This window comes from Streptomyces sp. 5-10 (genome assembly GCF_014712245.1).
GTDB lineage: Bacteria > Actinomycetota > Actinomycetes > Streptomycetales > Streptomycetaceae > Streptomyces > Streptomyces violaceusniger.
The window spans coordinates 25,443-44,708 of record NZ_JACVYG010000051.1 but is presented as its reverse complement, the minus strand read 5'-3'; the positions used below and the strand labels follow the sequence as shown (position 1 = coordinate 44,708).

Annotated in this window: 14 protein-coding genes; 13 read left to right on the top strand and 1 reads right to left on the bottom strand. The window is 72.7% G+C overall.

Annotated features, from left to right (window positions below; genetic code table 11):
- Positions 1-27 precede the first annotated feature (27 nt).
- Positions 28-1,725 carry an AfsR/SARP family transcriptional regulator gene (locus tag IEJ02_RS38170; RefSeq protein WP_191068993.1) on the bottom strand — a complete coding sequence of 566 codons (1,698 nt, stop codon included), beginning with the start codon at positions 1,723-1,725 and terminating at the stop codon, positions 28-30.
- Between the two features lie 722 nt (positions 1,726-2,447).
- Between IEJ02_RS38170 and IEJ02_RS38165 the strand changes: the two genes are divergently transcribed.
- The 13 genes from IEJ02_RS38165 to IEJ02_RS38105 all read left to right on the top strand — a co-directional run bounded on the left by IEJ02_RS38165 (position 2,448) and on the right by IEJ02_RS38105 (position 19,206).
- Complete coding sequence (locus IEJ02_RS38165) at positions 2,448-8,477, top strand: type I polyketide synthase (protein ID WP_191068992.1); 6,030 nt, start codon at positions 2,448-2,450, stop codon at positions 8,475-8,477.
- Between the two features lie 90 nt (positions 8,478-8,567).
- Positions 8,568-9,815: a crotonyl-CoA carboxylase/reductase gene (gene ccrA, locus IEJ02_RS38160; protein ID WP_191068991.1), complete on the top strand. Its 1,248-nt coding sequence runs from the start codon at positions 8,568-8,570 to the stop codon at positions 9,813-9,815.
- Positions 9,816-9,865: 50 nt separating this feature from the next.
- Positions 9,866-11,050, top strand: a complete 1,185-nt coding sequence (locus tag IEJ02_RS50565) for a cytochrome P450 family protein (RefSeq protein WP_191068990.1) — start codon at positions 9,866-9,868, stop codon at positions 11,048-11,050.
- 141 nt (positions 11,051-11,191) lie between these two features.
- Positions 11,192-11,443, top strand: a complete 252-nt coding sequence (locus IEJ02_RS38150) for an acyl carrier protein (protein ID WP_137976654.1) — start codon at positions 11,192-11,194, stop codon at positions 11,441-11,443.
- A 53-nt stretch (positions 11,444-11,496) separates the two neighbouring features.
- Entirely contained in the window at positions 11,497-12,726 is a 1,230-nt protein-coding gene (locus tag IEJ02_RS38145; protein ID WP_191068989.1) for a beta-ketoacyl-[acyl-carrier-protein] synthase family protein, read from the top strand.
- Positions 12,727-12,763: 37 nt separating this feature from the next.
- The gene (locus tag IEJ02_RS38140; protein WP_191068988.1) at positions 12,764-13,915 is read left to right on the top strand and encodes a beta-ketoacyl synthase N-terminal-like domain-containing protein; all 1,152 of its coding nucleotides are present in this window, start codon (positions 12,764-12,766) and stop codon (positions 13,913-13,915) included.
- On the top strand, positions 13,912-14,934 hold the full coding sequence (locus IEJ02_RS38135; protein ID WP_275562041.1) for a beta-ketoacyl synthase N-terminal-like domain-containing protein: 1,023 nt from the start codon (positions 13,912-13,914) through the stop codon (positions 14,932-14,934). The genes IEJ02_RS38140 and IEJ02_RS38135 overlap by 4 nt, the downstream gene beginning before the upstream one ends.
- Positions 14,931-15,812 carry an alpha/beta fold hydrolase gene (locus IEJ02_RS38130; protein WP_191068987.1) on the top strand — a complete coding sequence of 294 codons (882 nt, stop codon included), beginning with the start codon at positions 14,931-14,933 and terminating at the stop codon, positions 15,810-15,812. The genes IEJ02_RS38135 and IEJ02_RS38130 overlap by 4 nt, the downstream gene beginning before the upstream one ends.
- Positions 15,809-16,819, top strand: a complete 1,011-nt coding sequence (locus tag IEJ02_RS38125; protein WP_191068986.1) for an acyl-CoA thioesterase family protein — start codon at positions 15,809-15,811, stop codon at positions 16,817-16,819. Before IEJ02_RS38130 ends, IEJ02_RS38125 begins: the two co-directional genes overlap by 4 nt.
- A 65-nt stretch (positions 16,820-16,884) precedes the next feature.
- Positions 16,885-17,211 carry a DsrE family protein gene (locus IEJ02_RS38120; RefSeq protein WP_191068985.1) on the top strand — a complete coding sequence of 109 codons (327 nt, stop codon included), beginning with the start codon at positions 16,885-16,887 and terminating at the stop codon, positions 17,209-17,211.
- A 1-nt stretch (position 17,212) separates the two neighbouring features.
- Positions 17,213-17,620, top strand: coding sequence for a hypothetical protein (locus tag IEJ02_RS38115; protein ID WP_191068984.1), 408 nt, complete (start codon positions 17,213-17,215; stop codon positions 17,618-17,620).
- Positions 17,621-17,623: 3 nt separating this feature from the next.
- Complete coding sequence (locus tag IEJ02_RS38110; RefSeq protein WP_191068983.1) at positions 17,624-18,019, top strand: hypothetical protein; 396 nt, start codon at positions 17,624-17,626, stop codon at positions 18,017-18,019.
- 59 nt (positions 18,020-18,078) lie between these two features.
- Entirely contained in the window at positions 18,079-19,206 is a 1,128-nt protein-coding gene (locus tag IEJ02_RS38105) for a beta-ketoacyl synthase N-terminal-like domain-containing protein (RefSeq protein WP_191068982.1), read from the top strand.
- The last annotated feature ends 60 nt before the right edge of the window (positions 19,207-19,266 follow it).

Genomic DNA, 19,266 nt, shown 5'->3' with positions numbered 1-19,266 from the left:
TTTCGATCGTCTGCGGCGCCGTCGTGGCTACAGAGGCTCCCTCCCCATCGGACCCCATGACCCGGGCCGGCCGGAGCGGGCCCGGCCGATCGCCGCCGGAAGGACCGGGACGGCGGCTTCCCGGTCCTCCAGGCGCCGCAGCTCCTGGGCCGCCGCGCGTTCGATCTCCGACGCCTCCGCTTCCGCCCGCTCCCGGGCGTAGGCGGAGACCAGGCCGGGCAGCCAGAACCGCGGCACGGCGCCGGGGGCGCCCGTGTGGACGACCTTCAGCAGCCGGGTGTCCGTCAGCCGTTCCAGCGCCTCCGCCACATCCGCAACGGCGAGGCTCGGCAGCTCGGTCCCCGGGGGCGCGGACAGCACCCGGACACCGGACAGCCCGAGCATGCGGAACAGGCGGCGATCGTCCTCGGCCAGCCGGTGGTAGGCCGGGGCGAAGCAGGAGCGCACGCTCAGCGGGCCGTGGGTGAGCTCGTCCAGCGGCCTGGACCGGTGCGTCAGCCGGTGGGCGAGGTCACCGAAACTCCAATGGGGCCGGGCCGCGAGCCTGGCCGCGGCGATGCGCAGGGCGAGCGGCAGACAGCCGCACCGCCGGGCCACCTCGCGGGCCGCCGCGAGGTCCCGGTCCACCCTCGAGGTGCCCAGGACCCGCCGGAAGAGCATCAGGGCCTGGTGCAGGCTCATCTCGTCGTGCTCGACCCGGGAGGTGAAGGGGAGGCTGGTGAGCCGCGCCCGGCTGGTGATGATGACCGCGCTCTCCACGTTGCCCGGCAGCAGATGCCGGATCTGCGCCTCGTCGGCCGCGTCGTCGAGCACCGTCAGGAGGCGCCGGCCGCGGAGGCTGTCACGGAAGCAGGCGGCCTGGGCCCCGATCCCCTCGGGCAGCGCCGACATCGGGTGGTCCAGCGCGAGGAGCATCTGGGCGAGCGCGGCCGCGGGGTCCGTGGGGTGCCTGGTGCTGCCCCCGAGATCGACGTAGAGCTGGCCGTCCGGGAACCAGGGGCGCAGCCGGTGCGCCAGGTGGACGGCGGTCGCCGTCTTTCCCGCTCCGCCCTGGCCGGTGATGGCGGTGACGGCCGTGGTGGTGCGGTCGCTCGCCGTCAGGGCGGGCGCCAGTACGTCCGTGGTCTCACAGGGCACGAAGTCGGCGATGTCACCGGGGAGTTGGGAGGGCGCCCGGCGGCTCGCCGGCACCGCGAACGGCGGCCATACGGCGGTCGAGCCGTGGTGCTTCGGCTGCGGGGACAGCAGGGCCCGGTACAGGCGCTGCACATCGGGGGTCGGCTCGGTGCCGAGCTCTTCGGCGAGCTTGGCCCGCAGATCGGCGTAGACGGCCAGCGCCTCGGCCGGCCGGCCCGACTGGTGGAGGGCCGACATCAGGTGGCGGTACAGGGTCTCGCGCAGCGGATACCGCTCGATGAGCGGCTTCAGCCTGCTCACCACCTGGGCGTGGGCGCCCATGGCCAGCATGACGTCGGTCTGCTCCTCCAGGGCGACCAGCCGCAGTTCGGCCAGCCGGTCGGCCTCCGCCCCGACGCAGTCGCCCGCGTCGGCATCGCTGAACGCGTCCCCTTCCCAGAGGGACAGCGCGCGCTCGAGCCTCACCGCCGCCCCGTCGAGATAACCCTTGTCCCGTTCCCGCATGGCGGCGGCGAGCAGCTTCTCGAACTGCTCGGAGTCGACTTCGGCGGGCACCAGCCGATATCCGCCCGGCTGGGTCGATATCACGGACGTGACGGTGTCCGGTCCGGCCAGGGACCGGAAAAGCGACCGGAGCCGGGACACCCTGACATGCACCGCGTTGGCCCGCTTGGTCGGAGGCGGATCCGGCGTTGTCGCCTCGACAATGTGATCGGTCGACACCGATTGTCCCGCATGGGCTAAGAGTTCGGCCAAGAACACCCTGTCTCGCCTCCCGACCAGGGGTATCGGCGGACCTTCCCCATCGGAGACTCGCAAGGATCCCAGAACGTAGAACTTCACGGCGCGATCGTTGCACGGCACTCGCCCGAAAACCATCCTTGCTGATGGGGGAGTTGACCGGGAACTTGCTCCGGAAGTCGACCGCGCAAGTCGACCAGGGAAATGCCCCGCACCCGCCGCGCACGGCGATTGACGCTACGCCACGCCCAATTGCGCAGCAAGCCCCGTGGACACTACCGGTCACGTTGATCGCCGCGCTCGTGATCCCCGCACCGCCGGTGCTAATTTCGGCCGTATGACATCCGCGACTCCGGAGGAACACGTGCCCGCCGGGCAAGGAGCGATCTCCGGGTAAAGCCAACCGGCTTGTTCCCTCTTGTCGCCCCTCGCGGTTCGGTGTTCGTCGGTCGTCGGCGCTGCCGCAATTCCTATGGCCGCGCGCCGTTGTCTCCCAGGGTTCCCGGAAGCGGAGAGCGCGGGCTCATATCGCCAGGAACCGTCTTGCTGTCTTCTTTCGGAGTGCTACTGTGAGCCGTTCTGGAATAACCCCGGACGAACTGCGGGAACGTCTGGCTCCGCTGCCGCGGCACGAGCGGCTGGAGATTCTCCTCGGGCTCGTGTGCAGCAAGGTCGCCGAACAACGGGAAACCGGCGACGCGCGGTCCATCGACGCCCACACCCCCTTCCGCGCGCTCGGGCTCGTCCGTGACAAGGCGGCGGCCCTGCTGCGGAGTCTCACCGCGGCCACCGGTGTTCCGCTCTCCTCCGTCGCCGTCTTCGACCACCCCGATCCCGCCGCGCTCGCCGCTCATCTGCTCACCCGGCTCACCGGCCCGGAAGAGGAACCGGCGGGAGAGGAGAGGACGGAAGGGGAGAGGGCGGAAGAGACGAGGCCGGAGCGTCGGCCGGTGGCGCGCGACCACAGCGGCGGCCGGGACGAAGACCCCATCGCCATCGTGGGAATGGCCTGCCGCTTCCCCGCCGGGATCACCTCTCCCGAAGAGCTGTGGGAGTTCCTCGAGCGGGGCGGTGACGCCGTCACCGGCTTCCCGGTGGACCGGGAATGGGACCTGGCGGGCATCTATCACCCCGACCCGGAGCACACAGGCACCTCCTACACCCGTTCCGGAGCCTTCATCGGCGATGTCGCCGACTTCGACGCGGATTTCTTCGGCATTTCACCCCGCGAGGCCGTGGCCATGGACCCGCAGCAGCGTCTGCTGCTGGAAGTGGCCTGGGAAGCGGTGGAGCGGACCGGAATAGCACCGCACACCCTGCGCGGAAGTTCGACCGGGGTCTTCATCGGCACCAATGAGCAGGACTACCTGTCGCGCTTCTTCCAGCCCCCCGAGGAGAGCGAGGGATTCCTCATCTCCGGCAACGCGGCGAGCGTCCTGTCCGGCCGCGTCTCGTATGTGCTGGGCCTCCAGGGCCCGTCGGTGAGCGTGGACACCGCGTGCTCCTCCTCCCTCGTGGCCCTGCACCAGGCGTGCCGGTCGCTGCGCGACGGGGAGTGCGACCTGGCGCTCGGCGGGGGAGTGGCGCTGATGTCCTCACCCGGCGCCTTCATCGACTTCGCCCGCAAACGGGTGCACGCCGCCGACGGCAGGTGCAAGGCGTACGCGGACACCGCCGACGGCACCGGCTGGGGCGAGGGAGTGGGGGTCCTGGTACTGGAGCGGCTGGCCGACGCCCGCCGTGCCGGTCACCGTGTCCTCGCCCTGATCCGCGGCACCGCGGTGAACCAGGACGGCGCCTCCAACGGGCTCTCCGCGCCCAACGGGCCCTCCCAGGAACGGGTCATCCGGCAGGCGCTCGCCGACGCCGGGCTGAAGCCGGGCCAGGTGGACGCGGTCGACGGCCACGGCACCGGTACGCCCCTCGGCGACACCATCGAGGCGCAGGCGCTGCTGGCCACCTACGGCCAGGGCAGGGACGGGGACCGGCCGCTGTGGCTGGGGTCGATCAAGTCCAACATCGGGCACACCCAGGCGGCCTCCGGCGTCGCCGGCCTCATCAAGATGGTCAAGGCCATGGAGCACCGGTGGCTGCCGAAGACCCTGCACGTCGACACCCCCTCCCGGCGTGTCCCGTGGGACACCGGCGCGGTGCGGGTGCTGGACAGCGGCCGCGCCTGGCCCGAAGGCGAGGAGCCGATGCGGGCCGGCGTGTCGTCCTTCGGCGTCTCCGGGACCAACGCCCACCTCGTCGTCGAGCAGCCACCGCCGGTGACCGCCGCGGAGCCCACCGCCGACGCCGACCCCGCGTCCGCCACCGCGGTGCCATGGGTGCTGTCCGCCCGGTCCGCGGGCGCCCTGCGGGAACAGGCCGCGCGGCTGCGGACCACGGTGGCGCGGAACACCGCGGCCTCCGTCACCGACATCGGAGCGGCCCTGGCCACCACCCGATCGCCCTTCACCCACCGGGCGGTGCTCGTCGGATCGGACCGGGAGGCTCATCTGGACCTCCTCGCGGCCGTCGAGCGGGGGGAGGCGGCCGAGCACGCGGTGACCGGCGCCGCCCGCCCCGGCCTTGGCCGCCCCGTGTTCGTCTTCCCCGGGCAGGGCGCCCAGTGGCCCGGGATGGGCGCCGACCTCCTCGACTGGTCGCCCGCCTTCGCCCGCGCCCTCCGCGCGGTCGACGCCGCCTTCGCGCCCCTGGTGACCTGGTCGGTGGAGGACATCCTGCGGCAGCGCCCCGGCGCGCCGTCGCTGGACGAGCCCGAAGTGCTCCAGCCGGTGTCGTTCGCGGTGTCGGTGGCCCTGGCCGAGCTCTGGCGGGCCCACGGAGTGGAACCGGCCGCCGTCATCGGCCACTCCCAGGGCGAGGTGGCCGCCGCCGTGGTCGCCGGAGCCCTCGGCCTGGAGGACGCCGCCCTGATCATGGTCGTCCGCACCCGGGCCCTGATGCGGCTGCTCGGCAACGGAGCCATGGCGGCGCTGGACCTGCCCCTGGACGAGGTGGAACGGCGGCTCGGCGGCTACGACGGCGAGATCTCCGTCGCGGCCGTCAACGGTCCCACCCAGATCACCGTCTCCGGCACCCCCGAGGCCGTCGACGCCCTGCTGGAGGAGGCGCGCGCGGAAGGCGTCCGGGTGCGCAGGATCCGCGGCGCCGACGGTGCGGGCCACTCCGCCCAGGTCGAGGCGTTGCGCGAGGAACTGGTCTCGGGACTGGCCGCCGTGACGCCGCGTTCGACGCACGTGCCGTTCTACTCCTCGGTGACCGGGGAGCCGGTGGACACCGCGCGGCTGGACGCCGGGTACTGGTACGGCAACGCCCGCCGGACCGTGCGCTTCGACCTGGCCGTACGGGCCGCGATGGCCGAGGGACACGCGGCGTTCCTGGAGGCCGGTCCGCATCCCCTCCTCACCGCGGCCGTGCAGGACCTGGCGTTCGACGCCCAGGTCCCGGCGGTGGCCGGTGGCTCACTGCGCCGGAACGAGGACGGGCCCATGTGCTTCCGGCGCGCCGCGGCCGAGCTGTATACGGCCGGTGTCGACGTCGACTGGACCACGGCCTTCCCCGACCCGCCCGGCACCCGGGTGGAGCTGCCCACCTACCCCTTCCAGCGGCGGCGCTTCTGGCTCAAGGCGGCGGCTCCCACCCCGGCACCGGTGGCGGGACCGCCCCCCGCGACCTCGGATCCGGCACGGGATTCCTTCTGGCGCGCCGTCGAGGACGAGGACCTCACCGCGCTCACCGGTGTCCTCGGCATGGCCGGTGACGGCCGGGCCGTCGCCCTCGCGGACGTCCTCCCGGCCATGGCCACCTGGCACCGGCGCCACCGCACCGACCACTGGCGCTACCGGATCGCCTGGGAACCCCTCGGGTCGGCGCGCCCGGCCCCCGCGGGCGACCGCGGCCCCTGGCTCGTGGCCGTACCGGCGGAACACGCCGAGCACGTCGTCACCCGGGCCGTGGTGGACGCGGTGCGCGGGCGCACCGACACGGTGCTGACCCTGTCGGTCGAGGCCAAGGACGACCGGGCGTCCCTCACCGACCGGATCCACGACCTCCTTCCCGGCCGGCCGCTCTCCGGGGTGGTGTCCCTCCTCGCGCTGGACGACGACACGCCGTCCGAGGCCGCCCCCGGCGTACCGGCGGGCACCGCGCACACCGCCGCGCTGATGCAGGCGCTCGGGGACGCGGGGACGGACGTACCCCTGTGGCTGATCACGCGGGGTGCCGTCGCCACCGGCGACGGCGACCCGGTGACCCACCCCGTCCAGGCGCAGACCTGGGCCCTGGGCCGGGTGCTCGCCCTGGAACACCCCGACCGGTGGGGCGGCGTGATCGACCTGCCCGCCGAGCCGGGCCCGGCCGCGGTGCGCACCCTCACCGCCCTGCTCGCCGGCGGCGACGACGATCAGCTCGCCGTCCGGGACGCCGGTGTGTTCACCCGCCGCCTGACGCGCGCGGCGGACGCCGCACCGGGCGCCGCCGGATGGCACCCGGACGCCGACGGCACGGTCCTCATCACCGGGGGCACCGGCGCGCTGGCCGGTCATGTCGCCACCTGGCTGGCCGACCAGGGCGCCGGGCACCTGATACTCGCTGGCCGGCGCGGCCCCGAGGCCCCGGGCGTGGCGGAACGCGTGGCCGAGCTCAGGGCGCGCGGCACCGAGGTCACCGTGGTCGCCTGCGACGTGCGCGACCGGGAGGCGGTACGCGACCTGCTCGCCGCCGTCCCCGGGCGCCACCCGCTGACCGCCGTCGTGCACTGCGCGGGGATCGGCCGCCTCCAGGCCCTGTCCGACACCACACCACAGGACTTCTCCGACGTCTTCGCCGCGAAGGCCGAGGGCGCGCGCCATCTGCACGAACTCACCGAGGAGATGGGCATCCGCCTGGACGCCTTCATCCTCTTCTCGGCCGTCTCCGCGGTGTGGGGCGTCGGCCGTCAGGGCCACTACGGGGCGGCCAACGCCTATCTGCTCGCGCTCGCGGAGCACCGCCGGAGCCGGGGCCTCGCCGCCACCGCGGTCGCCTGGACCGGCTGGACCGGTGGCGGTATGGCCGTGGAGGACGCCTCGCAGGAGACCCTGCGGCGGCACGGCCTGCCCGACGGCGCCTTCGACCGCCTCGGCATGTCCAAGGAGGAGGCCGCGGCCGAGACCGGCGAGCTCTGGGGGCTGCGCGGCATCGACCCGCGGACCCAGCTGGAGGTCCTGCGCGCGGCTCTGGACCGCGGCGACGCGGTCACCATGGTGGCCGACGTGGACTGGGAACGGTTCACCACCGGATACGCGTCCGCGCGCCGCCGGCCGCTGCTGGCCGGGATCCCGGAGGCACTGGCGCTGATGGAGCGCCTCGACGCCCCGGCCACCGAGCCGACCGGCGAGGGCGACGGCTCCGGCGCGCCGCGGACGCCCGAGGACTGGCAGCGCGCCCTGGCCTCCGCCACCCCGGAGGAACAGCGGGCCCGGGTCCTGGAGCTGGTACGCGACCGGCTCGCCGAGGTCCTGGGGCACGGCTCGCCCGAGGACGTCGACCCCGACCGCCCGTTCCTCGAGATGGGCCTCGACTCCGTCTCGGCGGTCCAGCTGCGCAACAGCCTCGGCACCGCGGTGGGGCTGCGGCTGCCCGCGACCATCGCCTTCAACCACCCGACCCCGCGCGAACTCGCCGGATACGTATGGTCCAACGTGGCGCCGCCCGCCGCCGAGGCCGCCGCCGCGGAGGACACCCCCGCCGAAGCCCCCGCCGCCGCGCCCACCGCGGCGTCCGACGACACCCTGGTCCAGCTCTACAACTACGCCTGCGCCCACGGCCACGTGGCCGAGGCGGTGAAGATGCTGCACGTCGCGGGACGGCTGCGCCCCACCTACTCCGCCCCGGACGAGCCGGGCTCCCGCCCCGTACCGATGCGTCTGGCGGAGGGCCCGGACCGGCCCGCGCTCATCTGTCTCACCCCCTACGTCGCACCCGCGGGCGCCCACCAGTACGCGCGCTTCGCCGCGCCCTTCCGGGGCGTCAGGGACCTGTGGGCGCTCTCCCACCCGGGTTTCACCAAGGGCGAGCCGCTCCCCGCCGACCTCGACACGCTCTTCGCCACCCAGGCGCGGACGGTGCTCGACACCGCGGGGGACACGCCGTTCGTCCTGCTCGGCTACTCCTCCGGTGGCTGGGTCGCCCACGGCACGGCGGCCCGGCTCGAGGAACTCGGCCGGCCGCCCGCCGCGGTGGTGATGCTGGACAGCTTCAGCCTGCGCCACCGCGAGGACAACCGGGTCTTCTCCACGATGATGAACCAGCACCACGAGCGGGAGGGGGACCTGGAGGTCCCGCCCGAGGAGCTCACGGCCATGGGCCGCTACCTGCCGATGTTCCACCAGTGGAGCGACATCCCCGCCCTCTCCGTGCCCACCCTGCTGGTACGGGCCGAGGAGCAGGCCGTGCTCGACCCCGAGACCGGGGCCGTCACACCGCCGCCGGAGCACGTGGACATCACCGTTCCGACCCCCGGCAACCACTACTCGATGATGCAGGAACACGCCCCGCGCACCGCCGAGGCCGTCCTGACATGGCTGGTGGACACCTTCGCCGCCCGATGAGCCCGCACCCGGCCCGCGCCCTGTCGTCCGCAACGTGAATGCGGCACGTGAACGCAACACATGAACGCATGTGAATGAGGAGCCTCTTTCATGGTCAAATCCCTCTACGAGCTCGGTGAACTGCCCCCGCTGGGCGAGGTCCCCCAGCAGATGTACGCCTCCCTCATCCGCCAGGATCGCTTCGGCGAGCCGATCAAGGCGTTCCGCACCGAGGTGGTCGACGTCCCCGCCGTCGGGCCCGGCCAGGTGCTGGTCTACGTGATGGCCGCGGGCATCAACTACAACAACGTCTGGGCCGCCAGCGGCCAGCCCGTCGACGTCATCGCCGCACGGCAGAAGTTCGGGCTCCCCGAGGACTTCCACATCGGCGGTTCGGAGGGCTCCGGGGTGGTGTGGGCGGTCGGCCCCGGCGTCCGCCACGTCCGGCCCGGAGACCACGTGGTCCTCTCCGGAGGGCAGTGGGACGAGACGGCCGAGGACATCCGCCTCAGCGGCGAGCCCCCGTTCTCCAGCTCCGCCCTGGCCTGGGGGTATGAGACCAACTACGGCTCCTTCGCCCAGTTCTGCCTGGTCAACGAGGTCCAGTGCCACCCCAAGCCGGAGAACCTCTCCTGGGAGGCGGCGGCCTGCTTCATGCTCTCGGCGCCCACCGCGTACCGCCAGCTCTTCGGCTGGGCGGGCAATACGGTGCGCCCCGGCGACCCGGTGCTCATCTGGGGCGGCGCGGGCGGCCTCGGCTCCAGCGCGATCCAGCTGACCCGGATGGTCGGCGGCATCCCCATCGCCGTGGTGTCCGACGACCGGCGTGCGGAGTTCTGCCTCGAACTCGGCGCCCGGGGGGTCATCAACCGCAATGACTTCGACCACTGGGGCCGGCTCCCCGACGCGGACGACGAGGAGGGCATGGCCCGCTTCCTGCGCGGCGCGCGGGCCTTCGGCAAGAAGATCTGGGAGATCCTGGGCGAGCGCGCCTCACCGAAGATCGTCTTCGAGCACAGCGGCCAGGCGACCCTGCCCACCTCCGTCTATCTGTGCGCCACCGGCGGCATGGTGGTGATCTGCGGCGGCACCTCCGGCTACAACGGGGACATCGACCTGCGCCACCTCTGGATGCGGTCCAAGCGGCTCCAGGGTTCGCACGGCGCCAACACCCGGGAGTTCCGCGAGGTGACCAAGCTGGTGAGCGAGGGCGTCCTCGACCCCTGTCTCACCCGCTGCGACGACTTCGAGGGAGTCGGCCGGCTGCACCAGCTGATGCACGACAACACCCACCCGGGCGGCAACATGTCCGTCCTCGTCAACGCCCCCGAGCGCGGCATGAACACCCTGCCTGCCTGATCGGGCCACCCATACGCCCAGGAGAACACCGTTACGTCCAGGAGAACACCGTGCACCAACCCCCTCACGCCGCCGAGCGGCCGGCACCGGTGCCGGGGGCGGCGTCCGCCCCCCGCACCGTCCATCCGCTCGAGATGGCGAACGGCACCAGACTGTGGCTCGTCACCGGATACGCGCCGGTGCGCCAGGCGCTGTCGGACCCCCGGTTCGCCAAGGACTCCTGGCAGATCATGCGGATCCTGCGGGACCGCCGGATCCAGGCCCACCAGGAGATCTTCAGCCAGGCGCTCAGCCACCACATGCTCAACACCGATCCCCCCGAGCACCACCGGCTGCGGCACATGGTGAACAAGGGCTTCACCCAGCGCCGGGTGCGGCGGCTGCGGCCCCGCATCGAGCAGATCACCGATCAACTGCTGGACGCCGTCCAGGGGCAGGACTCGGTCGACCTCATCGAGGCCCTGGCCTTCCCGCTGCCCATCACCGTGATGTGCGAACTGCTCGGCGTGCCCGAGGAGGACCGCCGCACCTTCAGGGCCTGGACCAACGCCTTCGTCCTGGCCGTCGAGCCCGAGGTCTTCAGGGACGCGAGCGTCTCCATGGACGCGTACATCCGTGAGCTGGTGGCCGCCAAACGGGCGACGCCCGGGGACGACATGATCTCGGCCCTCGCCACCGAGGACAGCGAGTCGGCGCTGGACGACGAGGAGATCGCGGCCATGGCCGTACTGCTGCTCGCGGCCGGCCACGAGACCACCGTCAACCTCATCGGCAACGGCGCGCTGGCCCTGGTGACCCACCCCGACCAGTTCGCCGCCCTGCGCGCCGACCGCTCCCTGCTGCCCGGGGCCATCGAGGAGTTCCTGCGCTACGAGAGCCCGGTCAACCAGGCGACCCTGCGCTTCACCAAGGAACCGGTCGAGATCGGCGGCGTGCTCATCCCCGAGGACGAGTTCGTGATGGTGAACGTCGACTCCGCCAACCACGACCCCGAGCGGTTCCCCCAGCCCGGCCGGCTGGATCTGAAGCGGGACGCCAGGGGCCATGTCTCCTTCGGGCACGGCATCCACTTCTGCCTCGGCGCGCCGCTGGCCCGGCTGGAGGCCGAAGTCGTCTTCACCAAACTGCTCGACCGCTTCGAGACGATCGAACTCGCCACTCCGGTGGCCCAACTGGAATGGCGCAGCAGCACCCTGATGCGCGGCTTGGAAAGCCTGCCGCTGCGCATGGCATAAGCCGGAACATGGACAACTCACCGCTGTTGGCGGGGCGTTGTTGGCAGCATGTGTCCGCAACTCTTGAATCCCTTGCTCGGCCGAACGTAATGTCCTGAAGCGTCGGCCCCAAAAAATGCGAAGAAGGCAGAGGAAGAGCACATGAGCGCACTTGTGCAGGAGCGCCGCGATGACATCAAGGAAATCGTCTGCGACATCCTCGAAATCGATCCCGATGAATTGAAGGACAGCAGCCTTCTGAAGGAGGACCACGACGCCGACTCGCTGCGGGCCATCGAGATCCTGGCCGCCCTGGAGAAGACGTTCGGAATCTCCATCGACCAGGCGGAGATGTCGCGCATGGTGAATCTCGACGGCATTTACGCGGTGGTCGCCGAGGCGAGCGAAAAATAAGAGCGGAACGGGACTTCGATCGGCCGGCCGGGAGTTGAGGAGAGAGCGGGATCATGCGGAGTGAGGCCCCTCACCGAGTCGTCGTCACCGGTATGGGAGCGATATCCAGCATCGGCATCGGAACGGCCGACTTCAGCACCGGGCTGCGCTCCGGGCGCAGCGCGGTGCGGCCCATCACGGCGTTCGACACCGACGGATTCGCCCACGCCATGGGGTGCGAGGTGACGGGCTTCGCCCCCGAGGACCACATCCGCAACGTCCCCCTGCACACGCTGGGCCGGGCGGGCCAGCTCTCGGTGTCGGCCGCCCGGATGGCGGTCGAGGACGCCGGGCTCGAGGAGGCGGACCTGCGGGCCCGCCGGGGTCTGACCGCGATCGGCACCACCGACGGCGAGGCCAGGGACATGGACCGGCTGGTCGAGACCGAGCTGGCGAAGGGGCCCGAGGCGATGGACCCGGTGGTGGCCGAGCGGGTCACCGCGGGCCGGCTGTCGTCGGCGGTGGCGCGCGAGTTGGGGCTGCGCTCGGTGGAGGCGGTCACCCTGCCCACCGCCTGCGCCGCCGGGAACTACGCCATCGGCTACGGGTACGACGCCATCAGCTCCGGGGACGTGGACTACGCGCTGTGCGGCGGCGCCGACGCGCTCTGCCGCAAGACGTTCACCGGCTTCTACCGGATCGGCACCATCGCACCCGAGAAGTGCCGGCCCTTCGACAAGGACCGTCAGGGAATACTCACCGGCGAGGGCGCGGGCGTTCTGGTCCTGGAGAATCTGGAGTCCGCCCGGGCGCGGGGCGCGCGTATCCACGCAGAAGTGCTCGGGTTCGCCTTGAACTGCGATGCGCACCATCCGGTCGCACCCGATGAGGACAGCGTGGCCGACTGTATGCGGCTCGCGCTGGAGAATGCCGGAGTGGGGCCGGGTGATGTCGATTTCATCTCCGCACACGGCACCGGGACCCGGGCCAATGACGTGACCGAGGCCGCCGCCGTGCGCCGGGTGTTCGGGGCGGACACGGCCCCGCGCACGATTTCCATGAAGTCGATGCTCGGGCACAGCATGGGCGCCGCGAGCGCGCTGGCCTCGATCGGCTGTGTGCTCGCCATCGTCGAGGGGTTTATCCCGCCCACGATCAACCATGTCGAGACCGACCCCGAATGCGGCCTCGACTGTGTGCCCAATGAGGCCGTCGCCGCCCGACCGAGAGTCGTGCAGAACAACGGCCTCGCCTTCGGAGGAAACAACGCTGTGCTGATCTTGGGCAAATATGAGGAGGAATAGGCGTGGCACGGGTGATCGACCGCACGCGACGGTCCCGATGAACTGGGCGATAACCGGCACCGGCGCGGTGGCCAGCATCGGACGGGACGCCGACGAGGTCTTCGACGCCCTCTGCGCGGGACGCAGTGGACGCGCTCCGCTGCGCGGCTTCGACAGCCGCGCCTACCGGGCCGCACACGCCTACGAGATCGACGACCGCCCCGCGGACGGCACCGATGTGCCGTCCCGCGCGACCGCCTGGTTGCTGCGGGCGGTGGCCGAGGCGCTGCGCGACGCCGGTCTCGACGAGGACCTCTCCGCCACCCCGGTGATCGTCGGCACCGGACTGCGGGAGCTGCGGTCCGTCGAGCTCAAGTGGTGCGAGGACGCCGACTTCGACCTCGGCGGCCTCCACTTCGGGACCGCGCTGCGGGAGCGCTTCGGGGCCACCTGGACCTACACGATCTCCAACGCGTGTTCGGCGTCCCTGCACGCCCTGGCCATGGGGAGCGACCTGCTCACCGCGGGCACCGCCGAGGCGGTGGTGGTGGCCGGCGTGGACACCATCACGGCGAGCATGTTCGGGCTGCTGGACCGGGTGCAGCTGGACCCCCCGGACCGGGTGCGGCCCTTCGACCGGAACCGCCGGGGCACCCTCATGGGCGACGGCGCGGCGGCCGTGGTGCTCACCCGGGAGGACCACCCCGCGGCCCGCCGGGCCAGGGGCCGGCTCCGGGCCGCGAGCATGAACTGCGACGCCTCCCACCCGACCGCACCCGACCCGGCCGGCATCGCCCAGGCCATCCGCCTGGCGCACGAGCAGGCCGGCATCAAGGCCGGCGACGTCGACCTGATCCTGCTGCACGGCACCGGAACCTCCCTCAACGACGAGGCGGAGGCCACGGCCCTGTGCGACGTCTTCGGCAGCGCGATCGGCCGGCCGCTGATGACCGCGGTGAAGTCCATGACCGGGCACACCTCGGGCGGCTCGGGACTGCTCGGCCTGATCGTCGCCGCCCGGGCCCTGGCCGCGGGCCGGGTCCCGCCGACCATCGCCCTGGACACCCCGGCCGGGGTCGCCGGGCGGTTCCGCTTCGCGACCGGGCTCACCCCGCCGGAAGAGACGGAGCGGCTGCGGATCGCGCAGGTCGACGCGTTCGGCTTCGGTGGGGTCAACGCGGTCGCCATCGTGGAAGGAGCCGCCGCGTGACACCCGCACCTGACGCCGTCGTGACCGCGTCCGGCGCCGCCGTGACCGCACCTGACGCCGTCGTGACCGGCGTCGGCCTGGCGCTGCCGGGCGCCCGCCACCCCGCGGACCTGCTGCGCACCACCCGGGAGCCCGCCGAGCCGGTGGACCCCGGCACCCTGATCGGCCGCCGGGGCCTGCGCTACAAGGACCGGGCCACCCAGCTCGCCCTGTGCGCCGCACAGGACGTCCTGCGCTCCTCCGGGCTGCTGCCGGCCGACGGCGAGGGCGGACTGACCGTTCCCGGGGACTCGGTCGGCGTCGCCGTCAGCTCCAACCTCGGCAATCTGGACACCGTCTGCGAGGTGGCCTCGGCCATCGCGGCGGAGACGACCTCGCGCATCAGCCCCATGGCGCTGCCCAACGCGTCGAGCAACGTGATCGCCTCCTCGGTGGCGATGCGGCACGGGCTGCGCGGCCCCAACCTGATGTTCTGCAACGGGCCGACCTCGGGGCTCGACGCGGTGTACTGGGCCGCGACCCTGGTCGCCGCCGGCCGGTGCGACCGGGTGGTCGTCATCGGCGTCGAGACCGCCAACCCCGTGGTGGCAGGGCTGCTCGGCGAGGTGGCGGAGCGACTGCTGGACGGCGCCGTCGCCCTCGTCGTCGAGAGCGGGCCGGCCGCCCGCGCCCGCGGCGCGCGGCCGATGGCCGCCCTGGGGCCGTACACCCGGCGGGGAAGTGTCCGGGCCGTGGTCGAGCGGGTGCTCCCCGAAGGGCGCCCCGCGCCCGGCATCTGGCTCACCTCCCAGGAGAAGCCCCCGGCCCCCGGTACGCCCGGCTTCCCCGACGCGCCGCGCCACGACCCGACCGGCGCGTTCGGACGGGCCGACGGCGCCCTCGGAGTGCTCCAGTGCGCCGCCGCCGTCGGCCGGTTCGGCTCCTACCCCACCGGAACGGCGCTGATCACCACGGGTGATGACACCGATGACGCGGTCGCGGGCCTGCTGCTGCACTCCGCCCGGGAGGAGCGCCCGTGAGCGTGGACCCCGGCCCGTACGCCACCCCGGTACGCCGGTCCGGCGGCGAGGCGGAGCAGCGGCCGGTGATCGTGCGGTGCGCCCGGCGGGCACTGGCCCCCGACCCGCTGCGGGTCCTGCTGCTGCACGGGCTGTGCAGCAACGCCGGTGTCTGGGACCCCTTCCTGCCGCTGGCCGATCCGCGGTGCGAGCTGTGGACCGCCGACCTGCCGTGGCGGGGCACCGGGGTGCACGGCTGGACCGGCCTCCCCGTCGAGACCTGGGCCGATCAGGCGGTGGCCGCCGTACCGGGCGGGCCCGACGTCGTCATCGCGCACTCCTTCGGCACCAGCGCCGCGCTGACCTGGCTGGACCGGTGGAGCACCGGCGGCGCGGACACAAGGGGGCCGAGCGCCGTGGTGCTCGTCTCCCCGCTGTACCGGGCCACGGCCGAGGAGTTCGACTGGAACTCGCTCGCCTACTACGTCAACAACTTCGACCGGATCCTCATCGAGGGCATGCACATGGGGCCCAGCAGGCGTCTCCCCGAAGAGCGCCGGCACACCATCGCCATGAAGATCCGCGATCTGGTCAGCCCCTACGGGTGGTTCCACTTCTTCGGCACGTACCTGCGGATGCCGCAGATGCGCACCGAACGGATGACGATGCCGTTCCTCCTCGTCAGCGGCGGCGAGGACATGGTGGCCGCCCCCTCCGACGCGAAGGCGCTCGCCACGTCGCTGCCCGACGCCTCCGTGCACGTCCTGCCGTGCCACGGACACTTCCCGATGGTCACCGCGGCCGAGGAGTTCGCCGACCTCACCAACGCGTTCCTGCGGACCCGGCTGCCGGGCCCGCCGCCACGATCCCCTCACCTCACCATGGAGCACAACCGATGACCACCGACACCGAGCCCGTGCTGGAACCGCTGCTCGCCAAGAGCACGCAGGTGGCCCTGCGGCCCCGGTACGAGGGCTCGAACATCTGCACCTGGATCGGGTTCAAGCACGTCAACTACCTGATCGAGGAGGCCGTTCTCGAGCACTTCCGCAGCGCGGGGATGCCCGCCCGGGCCCTGTTCGAGGACTACGGCCTGGGGGTGGACCTCGTCGGCCTGGACACCCGCATCCTGCACGCCCTGCACATGGACGACCTCGTCCAGACCCGGGTCGAACCGGCGACCAAGGACACCGACGACGTCCTCCGCTTCCGGGTCACGCTGACCCTGGAGCGGGGCGGGCAGCGGCTCAAGGCGGCCACCTCCAAGGTCGCGGTCTCCCTGCGGCGCAGCGACTTCCTGCCCCCCGAGGGGGAGCCGCCGGCCGAACTCGCCCGGTTCGTGGTGTCCAGGCTGGGCACCGGGCAGGCGCAGTCACCCCCCGCCGCCGTGCCCGCCGACGACCGCGCCCTCTCCCTCGGCCGGGGCACGACCGGCGACGACCCGGTGCTGGACCAGCTGACCTCCGGGGAGAACGCCTTCGGCTGGAAGTGGCGCATCCCCTACCCGTACTGCCACTTCAGCGAGCGCATCCAGATGTCCGGCTATCTGCGCCAGATGGAGGAGGTGGTCGACCTCTTCCTGGCCGACCGGGGCATCTCCATCAAGCAGCTGCTCGAGGACCGCAAGTGGATCCCCGTCGTTCCGCACTCCTGCGTCCACGTCCTCGACGAGGCGCTGATGGAGGAGGACCTCTACACCGTCTACACGGTCGAGGACGTGTTCAAGGACTTCACCTACACCTCCCGCATGGACTGCTACGTGGTGCGTGAGGGCCGGCTCGTGCGGACCGCCACCGGCACCATCACCCACGGCTACGCGGAGATCGAGAACCGCCACGACTGGTCCCTGGTCACCTTCGACGACCGCGTCCTGCGCGCCCTCGGCGGCAAGCCGGCCGCCGGCTGATCGGCCAGGGCACGGACTCCACGCTGACGGACCGGACGCCGACGGACCCGGAGACATCTGAAGCCATGCACGCATACCTGCTGATCGAGAGCGGCGGCCCGCCGGCCGGCCCGGGCAGCCACCGGTTCGCCGGCGACGCCGCCCAACTGGTGCGGGAGGGCGCGGACGTCGCGCTGTTCCTGGTCGAGAACGGCGTGGCCGGGGCGGTGCGGGGAGCCATGCCCGAACTCGACGCCCTGCTGGGAGACGGCGGCGAGCTGTGGGTGGACGCGTTCTCCCTGCGCCAGCGGGCCGTTGACGCCGAGGACCTGGTGCCCGGCGCCCGGCTGGTGGAGATGCGGGACGTGGCGCGGAAGCTGCTGAGTCCCGCGGTACGAGTGGTGTGGCACTGACATGGTCTTCGCCGTCCGACCCACCGATGTGATGCTGAAGCTGCTGGGCGCGCCCCACCGGACCGATCTGGTGACCAGCGCGCTCCGGCTGGCGCAGGCCCTGCTGGACGAGGGCGCCGCCGTACAGGTCTGGGCCTGCGGCGACGCCACCGCGCTCACCTGCGCCGCCTTCGGCGACAGCAAACCCGTCAACGTCGCCGAGCGCACGGTGGACCACCCCTCCACCGCGACGGTGATACGGGAGCTGCTCACCGCCTACCCCGACCGCCTGGACTGGTACGTCTGCCGCTTCTGCTGTGCGGAGCGCGGCAGGTCCGAGCAGATCGCCGAGGTGCTCAAGCGCCCGCCGAGCCAGTTCTGGCAGCACGTACGGGCCACCGGCAAGGTCGTGGCGATGGGGGTCTGCTGAACCGTGGCCACGACCGACAACACCCTGCTGATCATCGAGCGCGCCCATCGGGGCGCGGTCGAGACCCAGTTCGCCGACACCCTGTTCTTCGTCCGTGAGCTGCACCGGCAGAGCGGAGGCGTCCATGTGGCGCTGCGCGGGCTCGCGGCCTCGTACGCGGTGGACACCACGTACGAGGCGGCCCTGCGCATCGCCGGGCGGACGCTCGACACGCTCCCCGACCCGCGCCGGCTGCTCCGGCAACTCCTCGACGACGGCGCCACCGTGTTCGTGGAGGAGGCCGATCTGTCCGCGCTGGGCGCCCGCGCGCGGGAGCGGTTGCTCCCCGGCGTGCGCCGCGTGACCGGGGCCGAGCTGGTGAGCCGCTGGTCCGACTACGCACGGGTGTGGTTCTTCTGACCCCCGCCCGCGCCCACCCCCATCCGCCCCCCGCCCGCGCCCGAAGGAAACATCCGTCCATGGTCTCCACCGACACGGCCGGCAGCCCGGTCATCTCCGCCTGGTCCGCGATCTCCCCGCTCGGCCTGGGCGGCACCGAGTTCTCCCGGGGTCTCGGCTCCGGCCGCCGGGCCGCGGTCCGGCTGGACCGCGAGGAGTGGCAGGTGCCGTATCAGGAGGCGTGCCTGGTGCCCGGCTTCGACATCCGGGGGCTGCTGGGCCGCAAGGGCACCCGCTCGATGGACCGGATCACCGCACTGGCCGTCGTCGCGCTCGGCCGGCTGCTCGCCACCGGTGACGCCGGGCGGCTGCCGGGGGTCGACGAGGGCACCGGCCTGGTGCTCGGCACCAGCACCGGAAGCGCCCAGAGCATGATGGACTTCACCCGGGACTCCCTGGTGGGGGACCGCCCCTATCTGGTCGACCCGGCGCGCTTCCCCAACACCGTGATGAACTGCGCCGCCGGGCAGTCGGCCATCTGGCACCGGCTCAAGGGCCCCAACACCACGATCGCCGGGGGCAGGGCCACCGGACTGCTGGCCCTGCGGTACGCGCTGCGCCTGCACCGGGCGGGCCGCGCCCGGACCCTGCTGTGCGGCGCGGTCGAGGAGTTCTCCACGGCCCGTGCCTGGCTCGCCTGGCACGCGCGGGAAGTCACCGGCGACGACGGGCGGTGCGACGCGGTCCTCGGCGAGGGCGCCGCGGTGTGGCTGCTCGAAGACGCCGAGGACGCCCGGGCCCACGGCCGGCGCGGTATCGCGGAGGTCCTGGGGCTGGAGTTCGGCTTCGCCGAGGACCGCTCGGCGATCCGGCCGGTGCTGGCGGACTGTCTGCGCCGGCTGCTGGACCGGTCGGGCCTGGCCGCGGACGGCATCGGGGCGCTCGCCGACACCCAGCTGGCCGGGCCCGACGGCGACGCGGAGCGCGCCGCCGTCGCCGAGGTGCTCGGCACCCGCCTGCCGCCCCGGGTGGCCTGCGCCGATTCCATCGGCGACACGTTCGCGGCCTCCGCCGCCTTCCAGATCGCCGCGGTGCTCGCCCGCGCCGGCTCCGGGGAGGCCGACGCCGGGGCCCGGACCGTCCTGATCACATCCGCCGAGGCGAACGGCATGGTCGGAGCCGCCCTGCTGAGGCTCGCGGGTTCCTGACCCCGTGCGCCCTGTCCGATGGCGCACCGCAACTGATGGCGAACCGCAACCGATGGAGAG